Source organism: Nocardioides sp. NPDC127514 (genome assembly GCF_040302125.1).
Lineage (GTDB): Bacteria > Actinomycetota > Actinomycetes > Propionibacteriales > Nocardioidaceae > Nocardioides.
Genome location: NZ_JBEORF010000020.1, coordinates 115,131 through 130,838, shown reverse-complemented (window position 1 = coordinate 130,838; position 15,708 = coordinate 115,131). Strand labels below are relative to the sequence as shown.

General features: G+C 70.6%; 12 protein-coding genes. 6 read left to right on the top strand and 6 right to left on the bottom strand.

The window, feature by feature from the left end; all coding sequences use genetic code 11:
- A partial coding sequence (locus tag ABTX24_RS17300) for an acetyl/propionyl/methylcrotonyl-CoA carboxylase subunit alpha (RefSeq protein ID WP_350841234.1) occupies nucleotides 1-1,611 on the top strand: 1,611 nt, incomplete at its 5' end.
- A gap of 230 nt (nucleotides 1,612-1,841) precedes the next feature.
- On the opposite strand, the gene ABTX24_RS17295 is transcribed toward ABTX24_RS17300, so the two are convergent.
- Nucleotides 1,842-2,537, bottom strand: coding sequence for a TetR/AcrR family transcriptional regulator (locus tag ABTX24_RS17295; RefSeq protein WP_350841232.1), 696 nt, complete (start codon nucleotides 2,535-2,537; stop codon nucleotides 1,842-1,844).
- A gap of 150 nt (nucleotides 2,538-2,687) precedes the next feature.
- Between ABTX24_RS17295 and ABTX24_RS17290 the strand changes: the two genes are divergently transcribed.
- On the top strand, nucleotides 2,688-3,617 hold the full coding sequence (locus ABTX24_RS17290; protein WP_350841230.1) for an NAD-dependent epimerase/dehydratase family protein: 930 nt from the start codon (nucleotides 2,688-2,690) through the stop codon (nucleotides 3,615-3,617).
- A gap of 11 nt (nucleotides 3,618-3,628) precedes the next feature.
- Here ABTX24_RS17290 and ABTX24_RS17285 read toward each other — a convergent pair whose 3' ends face one another.
- A complete protein-coding gene (locus ABTX24_RS17285) occupies nucleotides 3,629-4,417 on the bottom strand; it encodes a 3-hydroxybutyrate dehydrogenase (protein ID WP_350841228.1) in 789 nt (262 codons plus the stop codon).
- Nucleotides 4,414-5,796 (bottom strand): MFS transporter, encoded by a 1,383-nt coding sequence (locus tag ABTX24_RS17280; RefSeq protein WP_350841226.1) that lies wholly within the window; start codon nucleotides 5,794-5,796, stop codon nucleotides 4,414-4,416. Before ABTX24_RS17280 ends, ABTX24_RS17285 begins: the two co-directional genes overlap by 4 nt.
- Before the next feature lie 93 nt (nucleotides 5,797-5,889).
- Between ABTX24_RS17280 and ABTX24_RS17275 the strand changes: the two genes are divergently transcribed.
- The 3 genes from ABTX24_RS17275 (at nucleotide 5,890) to ABTX24_RS17265 (ending at nucleotide 8,739) form a co-directional block, all read left to right on the top strand.
- On the top strand, nucleotides 5,890-6,798 hold the full coding sequence (locus tag ABTX24_RS17275; RefSeq protein WP_350841224.1) for a LysR family transcriptional regulator: 909 nt from the start codon (nucleotides 5,890-5,892) through the stop codon (nucleotides 6,796-6,798).
- A gap of 94 nt (nucleotides 6,799-6,892) precedes the next feature.
- Nucleotides 6,893-8,059, top strand: coding sequence for a sensor histidine kinase (locus tag ABTX24_RS17270; protein WP_350841222.1), 1,167 nt, complete (start codon nucleotides 6,893-6,895; stop codon nucleotides 8,057-8,059).
- Nucleotides 8,059-8,739, top strand: coding sequence for a response regulator transcription factor (locus ABTX24_RS17265; RefSeq protein ID WP_350841220.1), 681 nt, complete (start codon nucleotides 8,059-8,061; stop codon nucleotides 8,737-8,739). The genes ABTX24_RS17270 and ABTX24_RS17265 overlap by 1 nt, the downstream gene beginning before the upstream one ends.
- Here the strand turns inward: ABTX24_RS17265 and ABTX24_RS17260 are convergent.
- A complete protein-coding gene (locus tag ABTX24_RS17260) occupies nucleotides 8,736-9,656 on the bottom strand; it encodes a hypothetical protein (RefSeq protein ID WP_350841218.1) in 921 nt (306 codons plus the stop codon). The genes ABTX24_RS17265 and ABTX24_RS17260 overlap by 4 nt on opposite strands.
- Before the next feature lie 138 nt (nucleotides 9,657-9,794).
- On the opposite strand from ABTX24_RS17260, the gene ABTX24_RS17255 reads away from it, so the two are divergent.
- Entirely contained in the window at nucleotides 9,795-13,172 is a 3,378-nt protein-coding gene (locus tag ABTX24_RS17255; RefSeq protein WP_350841236.1) for a pyruvate carboxylase, read from the top strand.
- Between the two features lie 96 nt (nucleotides 13,173-13,268).
- Here the strand turns inward: ABTX24_RS17255 and erm are convergent, their stop codons facing one another.
- Together erm and ABTX24_RS17245 are read right to left on the bottom strand one after the other, a co-directional pair.
- The gene (gene erm, locus ABTX24_RS17250) at nucleotides 13,269-14,027 is read right to left on the bottom strand and encodes a 23S ribosomal RNA methyltransferase Erm (protein WP_350841217.1); all 759 of its coding nucleotides are present in this window, start codon (nucleotides 14,025-14,027) and stop codon (nucleotides 13,269-13,271) included.
- Nucleotides 14,028-14,285: 258 nt separating this feature from the next.
- Nucleotides 14,286-15,686, bottom strand: a complete 1,401-nt coding sequence (locus tag ABTX24_RS17245) for an NAD(P)H-quinone dehydrogenase (RefSeq protein WP_350841215.1) — start codon at nucleotides 15,684-15,686, stop codon at nucleotides 14,286-14,288.
- Nucleotides 15,687-15,708: the final 22 nt, after the last annotated feature.

Sequence of the window (15,708 nt, the reverse complement as noted above, 5' to 3'; positions counted from 1 at the left end):
TCCTACGCCCTGGGTGGCGCGACCCCGGCGGAGTCGTACCTCTCGATCGAGAAGATCCTCGACGTCGCCAAGCAGTCGGGTGCGGACTCGGTCCATCCCGGCTACGGGTTCCTGGCCGAGAACGCCGACTTCGCCCAGGCCGTGATCGACGCTGGGTTGACCTGGATCGGGCCCTCGCCCGAGGCGATCGACGCGCTGGGTGACAAGGCCAAGGCCAAGCAGATCGCTTTGAAGGCCGGGGCGCCGTTGGCGCCGGGGCTCAAGGACCCGGTCAAGGACGCCTCCGAGATCGTCGCCTTCGCCCAGGAGTACGGCCTGCCGGTCGCGATCAAGGCCGTCTTCGGGGGCGGTGGCCGCGGCCTCAAGGTCGCCCGGACCCTGGAGGAGATCCCCGACCTGTACGAGTCCGCGGTGCGTGAGGCCGTGGGTGCGTTCGGGCGCGGTGAGTGTCTGGTGGAGAAGTTCCTCGACAAGCCCCGCCACGTCGAGACCCAGTGCCTGGCCGACACCCACGGCAACGTGGTCGTGGTCTCCACCCGGGACTGCTCCCTGCAGCGCCGCCACCAGAAACTGGTCGAGGAGGCCCCCGCCCCGTTCCTGACCGAGGAGCAGAACAAGCGGCTGTATGAGTCCTCCAAGGCGATCTTGCGCGAGGCCGGCTACGTCGGCGCCGGGACCTGTGAGTTCCTGGTCGCCGCCGACGGCACCATCTCCTTCCTCGAGGTCAACACCCGCCTCCAGGTCGAACACTGCGTCTCCGAGGAAGTCACCGGCCTCGACCTGGTCCGGGAGATGTTCCGCATCGCCGCCGGCGAGGAGCTCGGCTACGACGACCCCGAGGTCCGCGGCCACTCCATCGAGTACCGCATCAACGCCGAGGACGGCGGCAACAACTTCATGCCGGCGCCGGGGACCCTGACCGAGTGGGCACCCCCCGCCGGACCGGGTGTCCGTCTGGATGGTGGCTATGAGAAGGGCGAGACCATCCCGGGCGCCTTCGACTCCCTCATCGCCAAGCTCATCATCACCGGCACCTCGCGTGAGCAGGCCCTGGAGCGTTCGCGTCGCGCGCTGGACGAGTTCAAGGTCGACGGGATGCCCACCGTGATCCCGTTCCACCAGGCCGTCGTCTCCGACCCGGCCTACACCGCGGAGAACGGCTCTTTCGAGGTCTACACGACCTGGATCGAGACCGACTTCGACAACCAGATCACCCCCTACGCCGGCGGTCTGGGTGAAGCCGAGGAGGCGGGCGAGCGTCAGACCGTGGTGGTCGAGGTCGGCGGCAAACGCCTCAACGTCTCCCTGCCCGCCGGACTCGGCGGCCTCACCACCGGCGGTGCCGGTGCTGCGAAGAAGCCCAAGCGGTCGGCCAAGAAGACCGGCGCGGCCGCCTCCGGCGACTCCGTCACCTCCCCCATGCAGGGCACAATCGTCAAGATCGCCGTCGACGAAGGCCAACAGGTCGCCGAGGGCGACGTCGTCGTGGTCATCGAAGCCATGAAGATGGAACAGCCCCTCAAAGCCCACAAGGCCGGCACCATCACCGGCCTCAACGCCACCGTGGGCGAGACCGTCACCAACGGCGCCGTCATCGCCGAGATCAAGTAGCTCGTCCGGGCTGTTCCTTCGTCAAGGTATGCAGCCGAAGGCGCGCATCCCTCGCGGAGTTCCGCGAGGGATGCGCGCCTTTTCCTGCATACCTTGCTGAAGGGCCGCCGCCCGAGCGAGCTTGGGCGGCGGCCGTTCACCGAGGTAACTCGGTCAGCGGCCGCTTCCTTCGCGGAACTCCACGAAGTCAGTGCACGCTCACCGAGTTACCTCGGTGAGCATCCCGCGCGTCACAACCCGAGCTCGTCGGCCAGCGTGGCCAGATGGAGCTCGAAGAGCGCGGCGGGGTCGCCGAAGGCGTCGGGGCCGAACTGGCCGAAGACCTCGAAGCTGACGCGGCCGAAGAGGCTCGTCCAGACGAGTACGCCGCGGGTGAGGCAGGCATCGGGCAGGTCGAGGCCGAGCTGGTCACGGATGCCCTGGAGTCCCGTGGCGAGGGCGGGTGAGATCTCCCCCGGCTCCTCGGGCACGCTCAGTCGACCGGCGGCCATGGCGCCGGCGGTCAGGCGCAGCATCGCGGTCGGGACACGGGTGCCAGGCACGCTGGTGCGCTCGTCCGGCGCGGCGTAGCCAGGGACGGGCGACCCGAAGAGCAGGGCGTACGTCGCCGGCTCGGCGAGCGCCCAGGTCCTGACCGCGCGGCCGAGCGCCACGAACTGGGCCCGGTAGTCGTCCGAGGGGGCCGCGGCGACGGCGGCGTCGGCAGCGTCGCCCAGCTCGTCGTACCCGGAGACGAGGAGCAGGGTCAGCAGCTCGTCGCGGTTCTTCACGTAGCGGTAGACCGCCGAGGAGACCACTCCGAGATCGCGGGCGACCGCGCGCAGCGAGAGCGCGGCGGCACCGTGGATCGCCAGGTGCTCGCGGCCGATCCGGACGATCTCGTCCATGGTCTGCGCCCGCGCCCGTTCGCGTGGAGTGCCTGTCATGACGTCATCGTGCCCGCCCCCAGAGAGCGATGTCAACAAAAGTGAGCACTGCTCTTGCTTTCTGAGCAACAGCGCGCCACACTCATTCCGAGAGCAGTGCTCTCCTTTCTTGAGCCAACCGGCTCGCCCACCGAATCAACGGAGACAGTCATGAACAGCACCTACCTCGTCATCGGCGCCGGCCCCGTCGGCGCGACCATCGCCCAGCAGCTCGCCGCCCGCGGGGATCGCGTACGCCTCCTCACCCGCTCCGGCAGCGGCCCGGTGCACGCGAGCATCGAGCGGCTGCGCGGCGATGCCACGGATCTCGACACCGTCACCCAGGCGGCCGCGGGCGTGAGCGCCGTCTTCCACTGCATGCACGGCAGCGCGTACGCCGCCGACACCTGGCGCGCCGAGCTCCCGCGGGCCGAGAAGGTCGTGCTCGAGGCCGCCGGACGGGCCGGCGCCGTGGTCGTCTTCCCGGAGAGCCTCTACGCCTACGGCCACGTCACCGGTCCGATGACCGAGCAGACGCCGAGGAACGCCGACTTCGGCAAGCCCGCGGTGCGGGTCGAGCTGCTCGGCGCCCGGAACGCCTCACCGACCCCGACGGTCAGCGTCGCGGCCTCGGACTTCTACGGTCCGCTGGTACGTACCGCCCACGCCGGCGAGCGCATGGTGCCGACGGTCCTCGCCGGCCGCACCATGCGCGTCCTCGGCGACCCGGACGCGCCCCACTCCTGGACGTACGTTCCGGACCTGGGAACCGCGATGATCCGGGCGGCCGACGAGGAGGGCCTGTGGAACTCCTTCCTGCACGCGCCCACCGCACCCGCCATCTCCCAGCGTGCGCTCGTCCAGCTCTATGCCGACGTGGCCGGGGTCGCCGCGCCCCGAGTCGGCCGCATCCCCACCTGGATCATGAAGGCGATCGGCACGGTGCACGCCGGCACCCGGGAGCTGGCCGAGATGGTCTACCAGTTCGACAAGCCGTTCGTGCTGGACTCCTCGGCCAGCGAGGCCCTGCTCGGCCTGGCCCCCACCCCGCTCGAGACCGGGGCCAAGGCGACGGTGGACTGGTGGCGTACGCAGGCCTGAGCGGGACGGGGCTACCGGGCGCTCCAACCGCCGTCGATGGCCCAGGAGGCACCGGAGACCATCGAGGCGTCCGGGCCGGTGAGCCAGCCGACCAGGGAGCCGACCTCCTCCGGCTCGACCAGCCGCTTCACCGCCACGTCCTGCAGGAGCACCTGCTCGACCACCTCGGAGGCCGGGACCCCGTGCACCTCGGCCTGGTCGGCGATCTGCTTCTCCACCAGCGGCGTACGCACGTAGCCCGGGTTGATGCAGACGCTGGTCACGCCGTGCGGGCCGCCCTCGAGGGCGGTCACCTTCGAGAGTCCCTCCAGGCCGTGCTTGGCCGAGACGTAGGCGCTCTTGAAGGGGGAGGCGACCAGGCCGTGCACGGAGGAGATGTTGATTATGCGGCCCCAGCCGTTGGCGTACATGTGCGGCAAGGCGGCCCTGACCAGCAGGAACGGAGCGACGAGCATGATCGAGTGGATCCTGCGGAAGTCGTCGGGGTCGAACTTCTCGATCGGGCTGACCCGCTGGATGCCGGCGTTGTTGACCAGGACGTCGACCTCCAGGGTGAGGTCGTCCAGCTCCTCGGTCGCGGTCAGGTCCACCACCCACGCCTCGCCGCCGATCTCCTCGGCGAGGGCACGGGCGGCGTCGCCGGCCACGTCGGCGACGACGACCTTCGCACCACGGGCGGCGAGCTCGCGGGCCACCGCCGCACCGATCCCCGAGGCGCCGCCGGTGACCAGCGCGCGGCGGCCCCGCAGCGTACGTCCGGAATCGACCGACGCAGACGGGGCCGTCGTCGCTGAGCTCACGCCGGGGTCACCTCGCGCTCAGCACGCTCGGCGTCGGCACGGTCCAGGGCCCGCAGCGAGGTGCCCTTGGTCTCCTTGAGGGTGAGCACGACCAGGCCGGTGATGATGCCGGCCACGGCGAGATAGATCGCGGTGTTGGTCCAGGTGCCGGTGTCCTTGAGCCAGGCGATGGCCAGCAGCGGCGCGAGCGAGCCGGCGAAGATCGAGGTCACCTGGTAGGAGATCGAGATGCCGGAGTAGCGCATCCGGGTCGGGAACATCTCGGCCATGATCGCGGGCTGCGTGGAGTACATCAGCGCGTGGATGGCCAGACCGGCGATCAGCGCCGCCACGATGGCGAGGTTGTCCTTGGTGTCGAGCATCGGGAACGCCCAGAAGCCCCAGGTCGCGCCGAGCACCGCGCCCACCAGGTAGACCGGCTTGCGGCCCACGCCGTCGGCGATCCGGCCGACAGCGAGGATGAAGAAGAAGTGGCAGGCGTGCGCGACCGCGATCAGGCCGAGCAGGGCGCCCTGGTCCATCTTCTGGTCCTCGACCAGGTAGACGATCGAGAAGGACACCACCAGGTAGTACATGATGTTCTCCGCGAATCGCAGGCCCATGCCCTTGAGCACGCCCAGCGGGTAGCGGCGGAGCACCTCGAAGACGCCGTACCCGGTCGAGGCGGACTCGGTCTGCTCCGCCTTCGCCTCCTCGAAGATCGGCGAGTCGGTCACCGAGCGGCGGATGAAGTAGCCGACGACGACCACCACGGCCGAGAGCCAGAACGCGACCCGCCAGCCCCACGCCAGGAAGGCGGCGTCGGAGAGCGCGAGGGTCATCACGGTGAGCACCAGCGTGGCGAGCAGGTTGCCCACCGGCACCGCGGCCTGCGGCCAGGCGGCCCAGGTCGCGCGCCTGTCATCGGGGGCGTGCTCGGCGACCAGCAGGACGGCGCCGCCCCACTCACCGCCGAGGGCGAGCCCCTGCACGAACCGCAGCACCACCAGCGCGATCGGCGCGGCGAGGCCGATCTGGTTGTACGTCGGCAGGCAGCCCATCAGCACGGTGGCGACACCGATCAGCATGATGGTGAGCTGCAGCGTGTACTTGCGGCCGAGACGGTCGCCGATGTGGCCGAAGACGACGCCGCCCAGCGGGCGGGCGACGAACCCGATGGCGTACGTCACGAAGGCGGCGATGATCGCGTCGTAGGCGTTGCCGGTGGCCGGCATGATCACCTTGGCGAAGACCAGCGCCGAGGCGGTGGCGTAGAGGAAGAAGTCGTACCACTCCACGACGGTGCCGGCCATGGAGGCCGCCACGGTCCTGCGGAGCAGGCTCTGCTCGTCGACTGGGTCGTTGGGGGCGGCGGTGGCGCCCGGCTGTGTGGAGGTCATGGTTGGGAGTGTGACAGCGGTCATAATGTGCTTGCAACGCGCATGTTGGCACACGGTGTGAACGAAAATGCACATCATCGGTACTCTGGCCCGATGGCCACCTCCCCATCGACACCGCCGTCCGCCGACCAGCTGCTGGTGCTGCTGGAGGTGGCGCGCAGCGGCCGTTTCACCACTGCCGCCCTCTCGCTGGGCCTGACCCACACGACTGTCAGCCGCAACATCTCCGCTCTCGAGCGTGCCCTCGGCGGCCGGGTCCTGGTGCGCGGGTCCGACGGCTGGGCGCTGACCGCCCTCGGTGAGCGCGCGGCGCGGGCCGCCGAGGGGGTCGCCGAGTCGCTGGCCAGGCTGGCTGCCGACGAGCCGGCCGACCCGGTGGCCGGCGTGGTGCGGATGTCGACGACCGACGGGTTCGCCGCGTACATCGCCTCGCCGGCGGTCGCCGCGCTGCGGCAGGACCACCCCGAGCTCTCGGTCGAGATCGTCACCGTGACCCGGCAGGCGGCGCAGCACCGCTCCGGTGTGGACATCGAGGTGGTGGTCGGCGAGCCGGCGGTGAACCGCGGCCGGGCGATGCACCTGGGCGAGTACGAGCTCGGCCTCTACGCCTCTCCCGGCTATCTGGAGCGTCACGGTGCTCCCGCCACGATCGAGGAGGCCGTACGCCACCGCCTGGTCTACTTCGTCGACTCGATGCTCCAGGTCGACGACCTCGACCTCCCCCGGCGCCTGCTGCCCGGCATCCGCGACGCGGTCACCTCGACGAACGTCTTCGTGCACGTCGAGGCGACCCGGGCCGGGGCCGGTCTGGGCCTGCTGCCCTGCTTCATGGCCGACCGGCACCCCGACCTCGTCCGGATGCTGCACGAGGACATCCACCAGCGGCTGCCCTACTGGGCGGTCGTGCATCCCGAGTCCTGGCGGCGGCCCGCCGTCGCCGCCGTCGTGGGCGGCCTGCGGGAGCAGATGGCGGAACAGCGAGACGCGCTGATCGGCCGGTGACGCCCCGCGGATTCGTTGGTACCGGCCCGGCGCAGGATGCCTGATCCTGGCCCCATGCTCCGCCGTTCCGCCGACCATCAGCGACAATTCACGGGTGCCACACTCGACTCGGGCAGCCGCCGTGCGTCTGGTGGCATTCTTCGTGGCCGGGATGCGGCTGGCCACCCTCGCGCAGATGGCGCCGTCGCTGCTCGCGGCGATGCCCGCGCTGTCCCGTGCCGACCACCCCTGGCTGACCGGGGCCAGCTGGATCCTCGCCACCGTCATGCTCGTCGGCATCGCGGCGATCACCCTGGTCACCCGGCGTCCGCCGGGAGTGCCGTACGCCGTGCTCGACGTCGCCGTGGCCGTGGCGCTGCTGATCGTGGGGCTGTGGACGGTCCCGGTGGAGCTGCGTACGGGCACCTGGGTGGGGTTCCAGCTGGGCTATGCGCTGTGCGTGTCCTGCGGGCTCTCGGCCGTACGTTCGCGGTGGCTGTGGATGTTCCTGCTCGCCTCGCTGGCGGTGGCCGAGGTCGTCTACATCGCGCCGACCGTGAACGGGCCGGCCGATCTCACCCTCGCGGTGAGCACCTGCCTGACCCTGCTGGTGCTCGGGCCGCTGGCCTGGTTCGGCTGTCAGACGATCGTGCGGATCGGGACGGAGGCCGATGGGGCGCGGCGCTATGCCGCCGAGGCCGCCAAGGCCGAGGAGGAGCGTCGTGCCCGGCTCGCCATCCACAACGGCACCGCGATGATGCGGCTGCTCGTGGAGACCGACACCGCCGACGGCAACGGCGCGCTGCGGTCGCAGGCCGAGGTCGAGCTCAACCGGATGCGCGCCTACCTGAGCGGTCAGACCCCGCCGCCGGTGAGCGAGGCGACCAACCTGGCGGCGGTGGTCACCGCCGTCGGAGCGGAGTTCGACGACCTCCCGATCACGGTGGTCGCCGACCTCGCCCAAGACGTCGCGCTCCCGCGCGGTCTCGCCGACGACCTGGCCGCGGCGCTGCGCAGCCTGCTCCTCAACGTACGCCAGCACGCTCGGGCGGGCCGGGTCGTCCTGCACGCCGCCGAGGACGAGGACGGCACCGGCTGGGAGGTCACGCTGCACGACGACGGCATCGGCTTCGACACCTCGGCGACGACGTTCGGGGTCGGTCTGCGCGAGGTGGTCGTCGGGCAGCTCGCCCGCTCGGGCGTCGACGTCCAGATCACCAGCATCCGCGACCTCGGCACCACGGTCACGCTGGCGCAGACGACCACCGCGGAGGTGGCGTGATGTTTGGCGTGACCTCCGGGCCGCGCTTCAGCCACGTGGACGACGCGACGGCGATGCGCGCATCGCTGAGCCTGCTCCTGCCCGATCTCACCTTCGTGTCCAGCCACGGGTCCGTCGAGGACCTGCTAACGGCGATGCCGGAGGCCGACGTGGTGATCCTCGACCTCCACCTCGCCAACACCGGCCAGCCCGACGCCTCACAGGGCACCACGGCCATCCGGCGCATCGTCGAGGCCGGCTACCGGGTCTGCGTCTACTCCCAGGAGGAGCGCCGGTTCGTGCTCGCTGCCTGCCTCGCCGCCGGCGCGACCGGCGTGGTCTCGAAGGCGGCCTCGCTGGCCGAGGCGGAGGCGGCGTTCCGCGCCGTCGCCGCCGATGAGCCGGTGATCCCCCCGGATATCACCGGCCTCATCGAGGTCCTCGTCCGCCGCCGCAGCATCACCGTCCTCACGCCGAGGCAACGCGAGGTCCTCGCCCACCGCGCCCGCGGACTGACGTACGCCGAGATGAGCCGGTCGATGTACCTGTCCGAGTCGACCTTGCGCGGCTACTGGATGGAGCTGGCCCAGCTGGTCTCGCAGTATCTGCGCGAGACCTCGCCCGGCGACATCGAGCACGCCCTCGGGCTGCGCCCGGGGGACCTGCTCGACCTCTGGCCGGGACGAGGGCCTACCAGCTAGCTGCTGATCCCGCTCCACTTCCACGAACCATCGGTGCCGACCCGGGTCGAGGCCGAGAAGGTCGTGCTGTGCCCGATCCCGCTGCTCTGACGGATGCGTACCGCGTTGCCGGTCGTCGGGTTGATCAGGACGATGTCCTTGGCCGCGACCGCGCCGTCGGCGTCATAGCAGTTGTGCACCGACAGGTAGCGCCAGCCGGTGCCGAGGCTGCGGACGACGTACTTCTTCGCCTCCGCCGGACGGTCGGGACGTACGACGATCTGCTCGAGCTTGTTGGTGCTCGGGTTGATCGAGTAGAGGAGGTTGTACATCACCCCGTTGTGGCTCGTCCACACGCCTGCGACGGTCGTGGTGCTCGGCAGGGTGACCGGCAGGTTCGTGACCGTGCCGAGGCGGGTGCCCGCGCTGGAGTAGGAGAGCGCGGTCTGCTGCACGACGCCGGAGGTGGTGACGCTGTAGACCGCGGTCGTCGGGCCGTTCACGACCTTCTTGGGGCTCCAGCCGGTCACCGCGGTGCCGTTGGTGCGGTAGAGCTGCGCGGACTTCGTCTCGGTGAGCACGGACTGCCCGATGGTCCCACCGATGGTCACGGTCCGGCCGGTGCCGTCGGTGCCGGGCACGATGTAGCTGGTCTTCCAGGTGGTGGCGTCACCGGCGCCGCCGATCTCGATCCAGGCCCGCGGCGACCAGCTGACCGTGCCGGCGCTGCGATAGTCGCCGGTCACCGTGCTGTTCTTGATCGAGCGCTTGCGGATGTAGCCGCCCGCCTTGCCGTTGATCGAGCCGGAGCAGTTCACGGTGCCGGCCGCGGCGGCCGGCGAGCTCGCCGCGCCGAGCGCGGTGAGCGATCCGGCCAGCAGGGCTGAGCCCGCGAGGGCGACGAGAGCTGAGCGACGCCGACGAATCATGGTTTTCATTCCGCCGACGGTATCGACGCGAGCCGTCGCGCGGCCCCAACGAATCCGCACACTTCGCGTGGGCCCCGGTGTCCACCAACTGAAAGGAAACGTCCCATAACCTGGGACGACCCGCTTCGGATGGGTAGCGTGACCGCCATGTTCAAGAAGGTGTTGGTTGCCAACCGCGGCGAGATCGCGATCCGAGCTTTCCGTGCGGGCTTCGAGCTCGGGGCGAAAACAGTCGCCGTATTCCCCTACGAGGACCGGGGCTCAGAGCACCGGCTGAAGGCCGACGAGGCCTACCAGATCGGAGAGCTCGGTCACCCGATCCGGGCCTATCTCGATCCAGACGCCATCGTCGAGGTCGCCAAGCAGAGCGGCGCGGACGCGATCTACCCCGGCTACGGGTTCCTCTCCGAGAACCCGGCGCTGGCCGAGGCCTGCGCCCGGGCCGGGATCACGTTCATCGGGCCCTCGGCGGAGGTCCTCACGCTCACCGGCAACAAGGCCACCGCCATCGCGGCGGCCAAGGCTGCCGGCGTACCGACTCTGCAGTCGGTCGAGCCGTCGACCGATGTCGACACGCTCGTCTCCGCCGCGTCCGCTCTGCCCTACCCGCTCTTCGTGAAGGCGGTCGCCGGTGGTGGCGGCCGCGGGATGCGGCGGGTCGACGACCCCGACAAGCTGCGCGAGGCGGTCGAGACCTGCATGCGCGAGGGCGAGGCGGCCTTCGGCGACCCGACCGTCTTCATCGAGCAGGCCGTGGTCGAGCCGCGTCACATCGAGGTGCAGATCCTCGCCGACGGCGAGGGCAACGTCATCCACCTCTTCGAGCGCGACTGCTCGGTGCAGCGCCGCCACCAGAAGGTCGTGGAGATCGCTCCCGCGCCCAATCTCGACCCTGAGCTGCGCGAACGCATCTGCGCGGACGCGGTGCGGTTCGCCAAGGAGATCGGCTACTCCTGCGCCGGCACCGTCGAGTTCCTGCTCGACCCCGCGGGCAACTACGTCTTCATCGAGATGAACCCGCGCATCCAGGTCGAGCACACCGTGACCGAGGAGGTCACCGACGTCGACCTGGTCCGCTCGCAGATGCGGATCGCTTCCGGTGAGACGCTGGCCGACCTGGGGCTGACCCAGGACTCCGTGCAGCTGCGCGGCGCGGCGATGCAGTGCCGGATCACCACCGAGGACCCCGCCAACAACTTCCGCCCCGACACGGGCATGATCACCACCTACCGCTCCCCCGGCGGTGCCGGGATCCGGGTCGACGGCGGCACGACGTACGCCGGGGCCGAGGTCTCGCCCCACTTCGACTCGATGCTCGCCAAGCTCACCTGTCGCGGGCGCACCTTCGAGGACGCCGTCACCCGGGCCCGGCGGGCCGTGGCGGAGTTCCGCATCCGCGGGGTGGCGACGAACATCCCGTTCCTGCAGGCGCTGCTCGACGACCCCGACTTCATCTCGGGCTCGATCACGACCTCGTTCATCGAGACCCACCCGCAGCTGCTGACCGCGCGGGCCTCCGGTGACCGCGGGACCAAGCTGCTCACCTACCTCGCCGACGTGACCGTCAACCAGCCGCACGGCGCCGCCCCGGTCTCGCTCCACCCGGTCGAGAAGCTGCCGAAGCTCGACCTGTCGGTGGCTCCGCCGGCGGGCTCTCGCGACCTGCTTCGCGAGCTCGGGCCGGAGGGCTTCGCCGCCGCACTGCGCTCCCAGGAGCCGGTCGCGGTCACCGACACCACCTTCCGCGACGCCCACCAGTCGCTGCTGGCGACCCGGGTCCGCACCACCGACCTGCTCGGCGTCGCCGGCCACGTCGCCCGGCTGACGCCGCAGCTGTGGTCGATGGAGGCCTGGGGCGGGGCGACGTACGACGTGGCTCTCCGCTTCCTCTCCGAGGACCCGTGGGAGCGGCTGGCGCAGCTGCGTGAGGCGATCCCGAACATCAACCTCCAGATGCTGCTGCGTGGTCGCAACACGGTGGGCTACACGCCCTACCCGACCGAGGTCACCGACGCATTCGTCTCGGAGGCCGCCGAGACCGGCATCGACGTGTTCCGGATCTTCGACGCGCTCAACGACGTGTCCCAGATGCGGCCCGCGATCGACGCGGTGCGGGCGACCGGGACCTCCGTCGCCGAGGTGGCGCTCTGCTACACCGGCGACCTCTCCTCGCCCGACGAGAAGCTCTACACGCTCGACTACTACCTGCGGCTGGCCGAGGAGATCGTCTCGGCCGGGGCGCACGTGCTGGCGATCAAGGACATGGCCGGGCTCCTGCGGGCGCCCGCCGCGCGCACCCTGGTCACCGCGCTCCGCGAGCGGTTCGACCTGCCGGTCCACCTGCACACCCACGACACCGCGGGTGGCCAGCTGGCCACGCTGACCGCCGCGATCGAGGCCGGCGTCGACGCCGTCGACGCCGCGACCGCGTCGATGGCCGGGACCACCTCCCAGCCGCCGCTCTCCTCGCTGGTGGCGGCGACCGACCACACCTCGCGTGCCACCGGCCTGTCGTTGGCGGCGGTCAACTCGCTCGAGCCCTACTGGGAGGCCGTACGCCGCGTCTACGCGCCCTTCGAGTCCGGGCTGCCCGCGCCTACCGGCCGGGTCTACCGCCACGAGATCCCGGGCGGCCAGCTCTCCAACCTGCGCCAGCAGGCGATCGCGCTCGGGCTGGGCGAGAAGTTCGAGCAGATCGAGGACATGTACGCCGCGGCCAACCAGATCCTCGGCCGCGTCCCCAAGGTCACGCCGTCGTCCAAGGTCATCGGCGACCTGGCGCTGTCGCTGGTCGCCGCTGGTGCCGACCCGGCTGCGTTCGAGGCCGACCCGGCTGCGTACGACATCCCGGCCTCGGTCATCGGGTTCCTCAACGGAGAGCTCGGTGACCCGCCGGGCGGCTGGCCCGAGCCGTTCCGCAGCAAGGCGACCGCGGGACGCACCTGGAAGGCGCCGTCGCCGACGCTGTCTGCCGAGGACGCGGCCGGGCTCGCCTCCGACCGTCGTGGGACGCTCAACCGGCTGCTCTTCCCCGGACCGACGAAGGACTTCACCGAAGCCCGCTCGAAGTGGGGCGACGTGTCGGTGATCTCGACGCTCGACTACCTCTACGGCCTGCGCGAGGGCGAGGAGCACATCGTCGAGCTCTCCGAGGGCAAGACGGTCATCTTCGGGCTCACCGCCGTCTCCGAGCCCGACGAGCGCGGCATCCGCACCGTCATGGCCACCATCAACGGCCACCTGCGCCCGATCGGAGTACGTGACCGGTCCGTCGCCGCCGAGGTCGCCGCCGCCGAGAAGGCCGACCCCGCCGTTCCCGGCCAGGTCGCAGCGCCGTTCCAGGGCGTCGTGACCATCTCGGTCGCGGCCGGTGAGTCGGTCAAGGCCGGCGACACCGTCGCCACCATCGAGGCCATGAAGATGGAGGCCGCCATCACCGCCCCCGTCGACGGCACCGTCTCCCGTCTCGCCTTCTCCGGTACCCAGGCGGTCGACGGTGGCGACCTGGTGCTCGTCCTGGGCTGAGCCGAGACGTCAGCCCCGTCGGCCGAAGCGTCGCTACGGCAGGCCGAGATGGCACCTAGGTGCCATCTCGGCCTGCGCGAGTGACGTCTCGGCAGGTCAGACCGCTGCGTACGCCTCGACCCAGTCCTCCGCACGCAGGTCCCGCGGGAGCACCGGTGCCTGAGACCGCCGGCGCCGCTGAGCGATCTGGTTGGCGAGACGAGCCGGGACGCCGTTGCGGCGCAGGATCTCGGCGACCCCGCGGCCTCGGCTGCTGAAGACCTTCGCCACCCACGACTGGAAGTCGCGGACGTCCGTGTCCGGAAGCAGCGGCTCGGGGCGGCGGTCGATGAGCAGCAGCCCGCCGTCGACGTTCGGCCGCGGTCGGAAGGCGGTCGACGGCACCCGGCGGTCGAGGGTGAAGGTGAACCACGGCCACCACTGGGCGGTGAGCTGGGTCGTACCGCCGACGCCCGCGCGCTTGCGGGCGACCTCCCACTGGGTGAGGAGTACGGCATGGCGCCACGTCGTCGAGGCGAGCAGGTGGCGCAGGATCGGTGTGGTCAGGTGGAACGGGACGTTGGAGACGACGACCGCGTCCTGCGGTGGCGCGTGACGCAGGATGTCGCCCTCGGCGATACACACGTGCGGACCGATCCGTCGGCGCAGCTCGGCCGCCCGGCGAGAGTCGATCTCGACCCCCTCCAGCGGACGACCCAGCTCGGCCAGCGCCAGGGTGACGGCGCCGTTGCCGGTGCCCCACTCGACCAGCGGACCCTGCCGCTGCGAGACGAGATGGACGATGCGGTCGAGTACCGACCTGTCGGTGAGAAAGTTCTGGCCGAGCTCGTGCCGGCCAGGGCGTACGTCGGGCATGGATGCTCCTCGAGACAGAAGGAGCCGGGCGGCCTGCGGGTAGCACTCGGAGCCGCCCGGCAGGGTTGCCAGGTGGCGGCGCGAATGCGACGAGTGCTTCGGTGGGATCCGCGCCGTCAGCGGCGGCGGATCCGGACGAACATCGTCATGCAGCAGTTACCCATGGCGCTCACGCTAGCGAAGCCGTGGCGCTGCTCGCACACCGTTTTCGGGTGCCTTCTCGGCCGACGCAAGTGACGTCTCGGCCGACGTCAGTGACTACTCGACGTGGTGGAGGCGGCGGGCGACCTCGGCGGTGGAGCCGGAGATCGAGGGGTAGACGGTGAAGGTGTTGGCGATCTGGTCGACGGTGAGCCCGGTGGAGACGGCGAGCGTGATGGGGTGGATGAGCTCCGAGGCGCGCGGGCCGACGACGACGCCGCCGATGACGACGCCGGTGCCGGGGCGGGAGATGAGCTTGACGAAGCCGTCGGTGATGCCCTGCATCTTGGCTCGCGCGTTGCCCTTGAGGTCGAGGCGCAGGGTGTCGGCGACGACCTCGCCCGAGTCGACCTGAGCCTGCGAGTAGCCGACCGTGGCGATCTCCGGGGAGGTGAACACGTTGGCCGCGACCTCCTTGAGGTCCATCGGGATGACCGCGTCGCCGAGGAAGTGGCGCATCGCGATCCGGCCGGCCATGGCGGCCGTCGAGGCGAGCATGAAGCCGCCGGTGCAGTCGCCGGCTGCGTACACGCCGTAGGCGGAGGTACGCGACACCTTGTCGGTGCGGATGAACCCGCCCTCGTCGAGCTCGATGCCGGCCTCCTCCAGACCCAGGCCCTCGGTGTTGGGGATCGAGCCGAGCGCGAGGATGCAGTGGCTGCCGGTGACCTCGCGGCCGTCGGTCAGCTTGACGGTGACGACGTCGCCGGAGCGGGTCACCGACTCCATCCGCGACTTGCTGAGGATGTTCATCCCCTGCCGCTCGAGTACGTCCTGCAGGACCGTCGCCGCATCCGCGTCCTCACCGGGCAGAACCCGGTCGCGCGAGGAGACCAGGGTGACCTGGGAGCCGAGGTTGAGGTAGGCGTTGGCGAACTCCACACCCGTGACGCCCGAGCCGACGACGATCATGTGCGAGGGCAGGTCGTCGAGGTCGTAGACCTGCTCCCAGGTCAGGATCCGCTCGCCGTCGGGCTGGGCGGTGGGCAGCACCCGCGGCCGGGCGCCGGTGGCGATGAGGACCGCGTCGTTCTCGATCGCCTCCTCGGTTCCGTCCTGGTCCCGGGTCGCGATCACCTGACGCTTGTCGGCGTCGATGCGCCCGGTGCCCTTGACGATCCGGATCCCACGGCGGGTCAGCCGGCTCTCGATGTCGCTCGACTGCGCGAGCGCGAGCGACTTGACGCGCTTGTTGACCAGCTCGAGATCGGCGTAGAGCTCGGTGGCCGGGTCGCCGTGGTGGTCGCGGAAGTTGATGCCCAGGTCGCGGGCGAGCGTCATGTCCGACATCAGCTCGGAGGTGGCGATCAGGGTCTTGCTCGGCACGCAGTCGGTGAGCACCGCGCTGCCACCGAGGCCGTCACGGTCGACGACCGTGACCTCCGCCCCGAGCTGCTGCGCGACCAGCGCCGCCTCGTATCCGCCTGGACCCCCACCAATGATCGTCACCCGCGCCATGGGCCGCATTCTTCCACGCGCC

Bases quoted from the DNA above. Each gene is read 5' to 3' on its own strand.
- ABTX24_RS17295 (WP_350841232.1), bottom strand. From the start codon at position 2,537: ATGACAGGCACTCCACGCGAACGGGCGCGGGCGCAGACCATGGACGAG.
- ABTX24_RS17290 (WP_350841230.1), top strand. From the start codon at position 2,688: ATGAACAGCACCTACCTCGTCATCGGCGCCGGCCCCGTCGGCGCGACC.
- ABTX24_RS17280 (WP_350841226.1), bottom strand. From the start codon at position 5,796: ATGACCTCCACACAGCCGGGCGCCACCGCCGCCCCCAACGACCCAGTC.
- ABTX24_RS17275 (WP_350841224.1), top strand. From the start codon at position 5,890: ATGGCCACCTCCCCATCGACACCGCCGTCCGCCGACCAGCTGCTGGTG.
- ABTX24_RS17265 (WP_350841220.1), top strand. From the start codon at position 8,059: ATGTTTGGCGTGACCTCCGGGCCGCGCTTCAGCCACGTGGACGACGCG.
- ABTX24_RS17260 (WP_350841218.1), bottom strand. From the start codon at position 9,656: ATGAAAACCATGATTCGTCGGCGTCGCTCAGCTCTCGTCGCCCTCGCG.
- ABTX24_RS17255 (WP_350841236.1), top strand. From the start codon at position 9,795: ATGTTCAAGAAGGTGTTGGTTGCCAACCGCGGCGAGATCGCGATCCGA.
- erm (WP_350841217.1), bottom strand. From the start codon at position 14,027: ATGCCCGACGTACGCCCTGGCCGGCACGAGCTCGGCCAGAACTTTCTC.
- ABTX24_RS17245 (WP_350841215.1), bottom strand. From the start codon at position 15,686: ATGGCGCGGGTGACGATCATTGGTGGGGGTCCAGGCGGATACGAGGCG.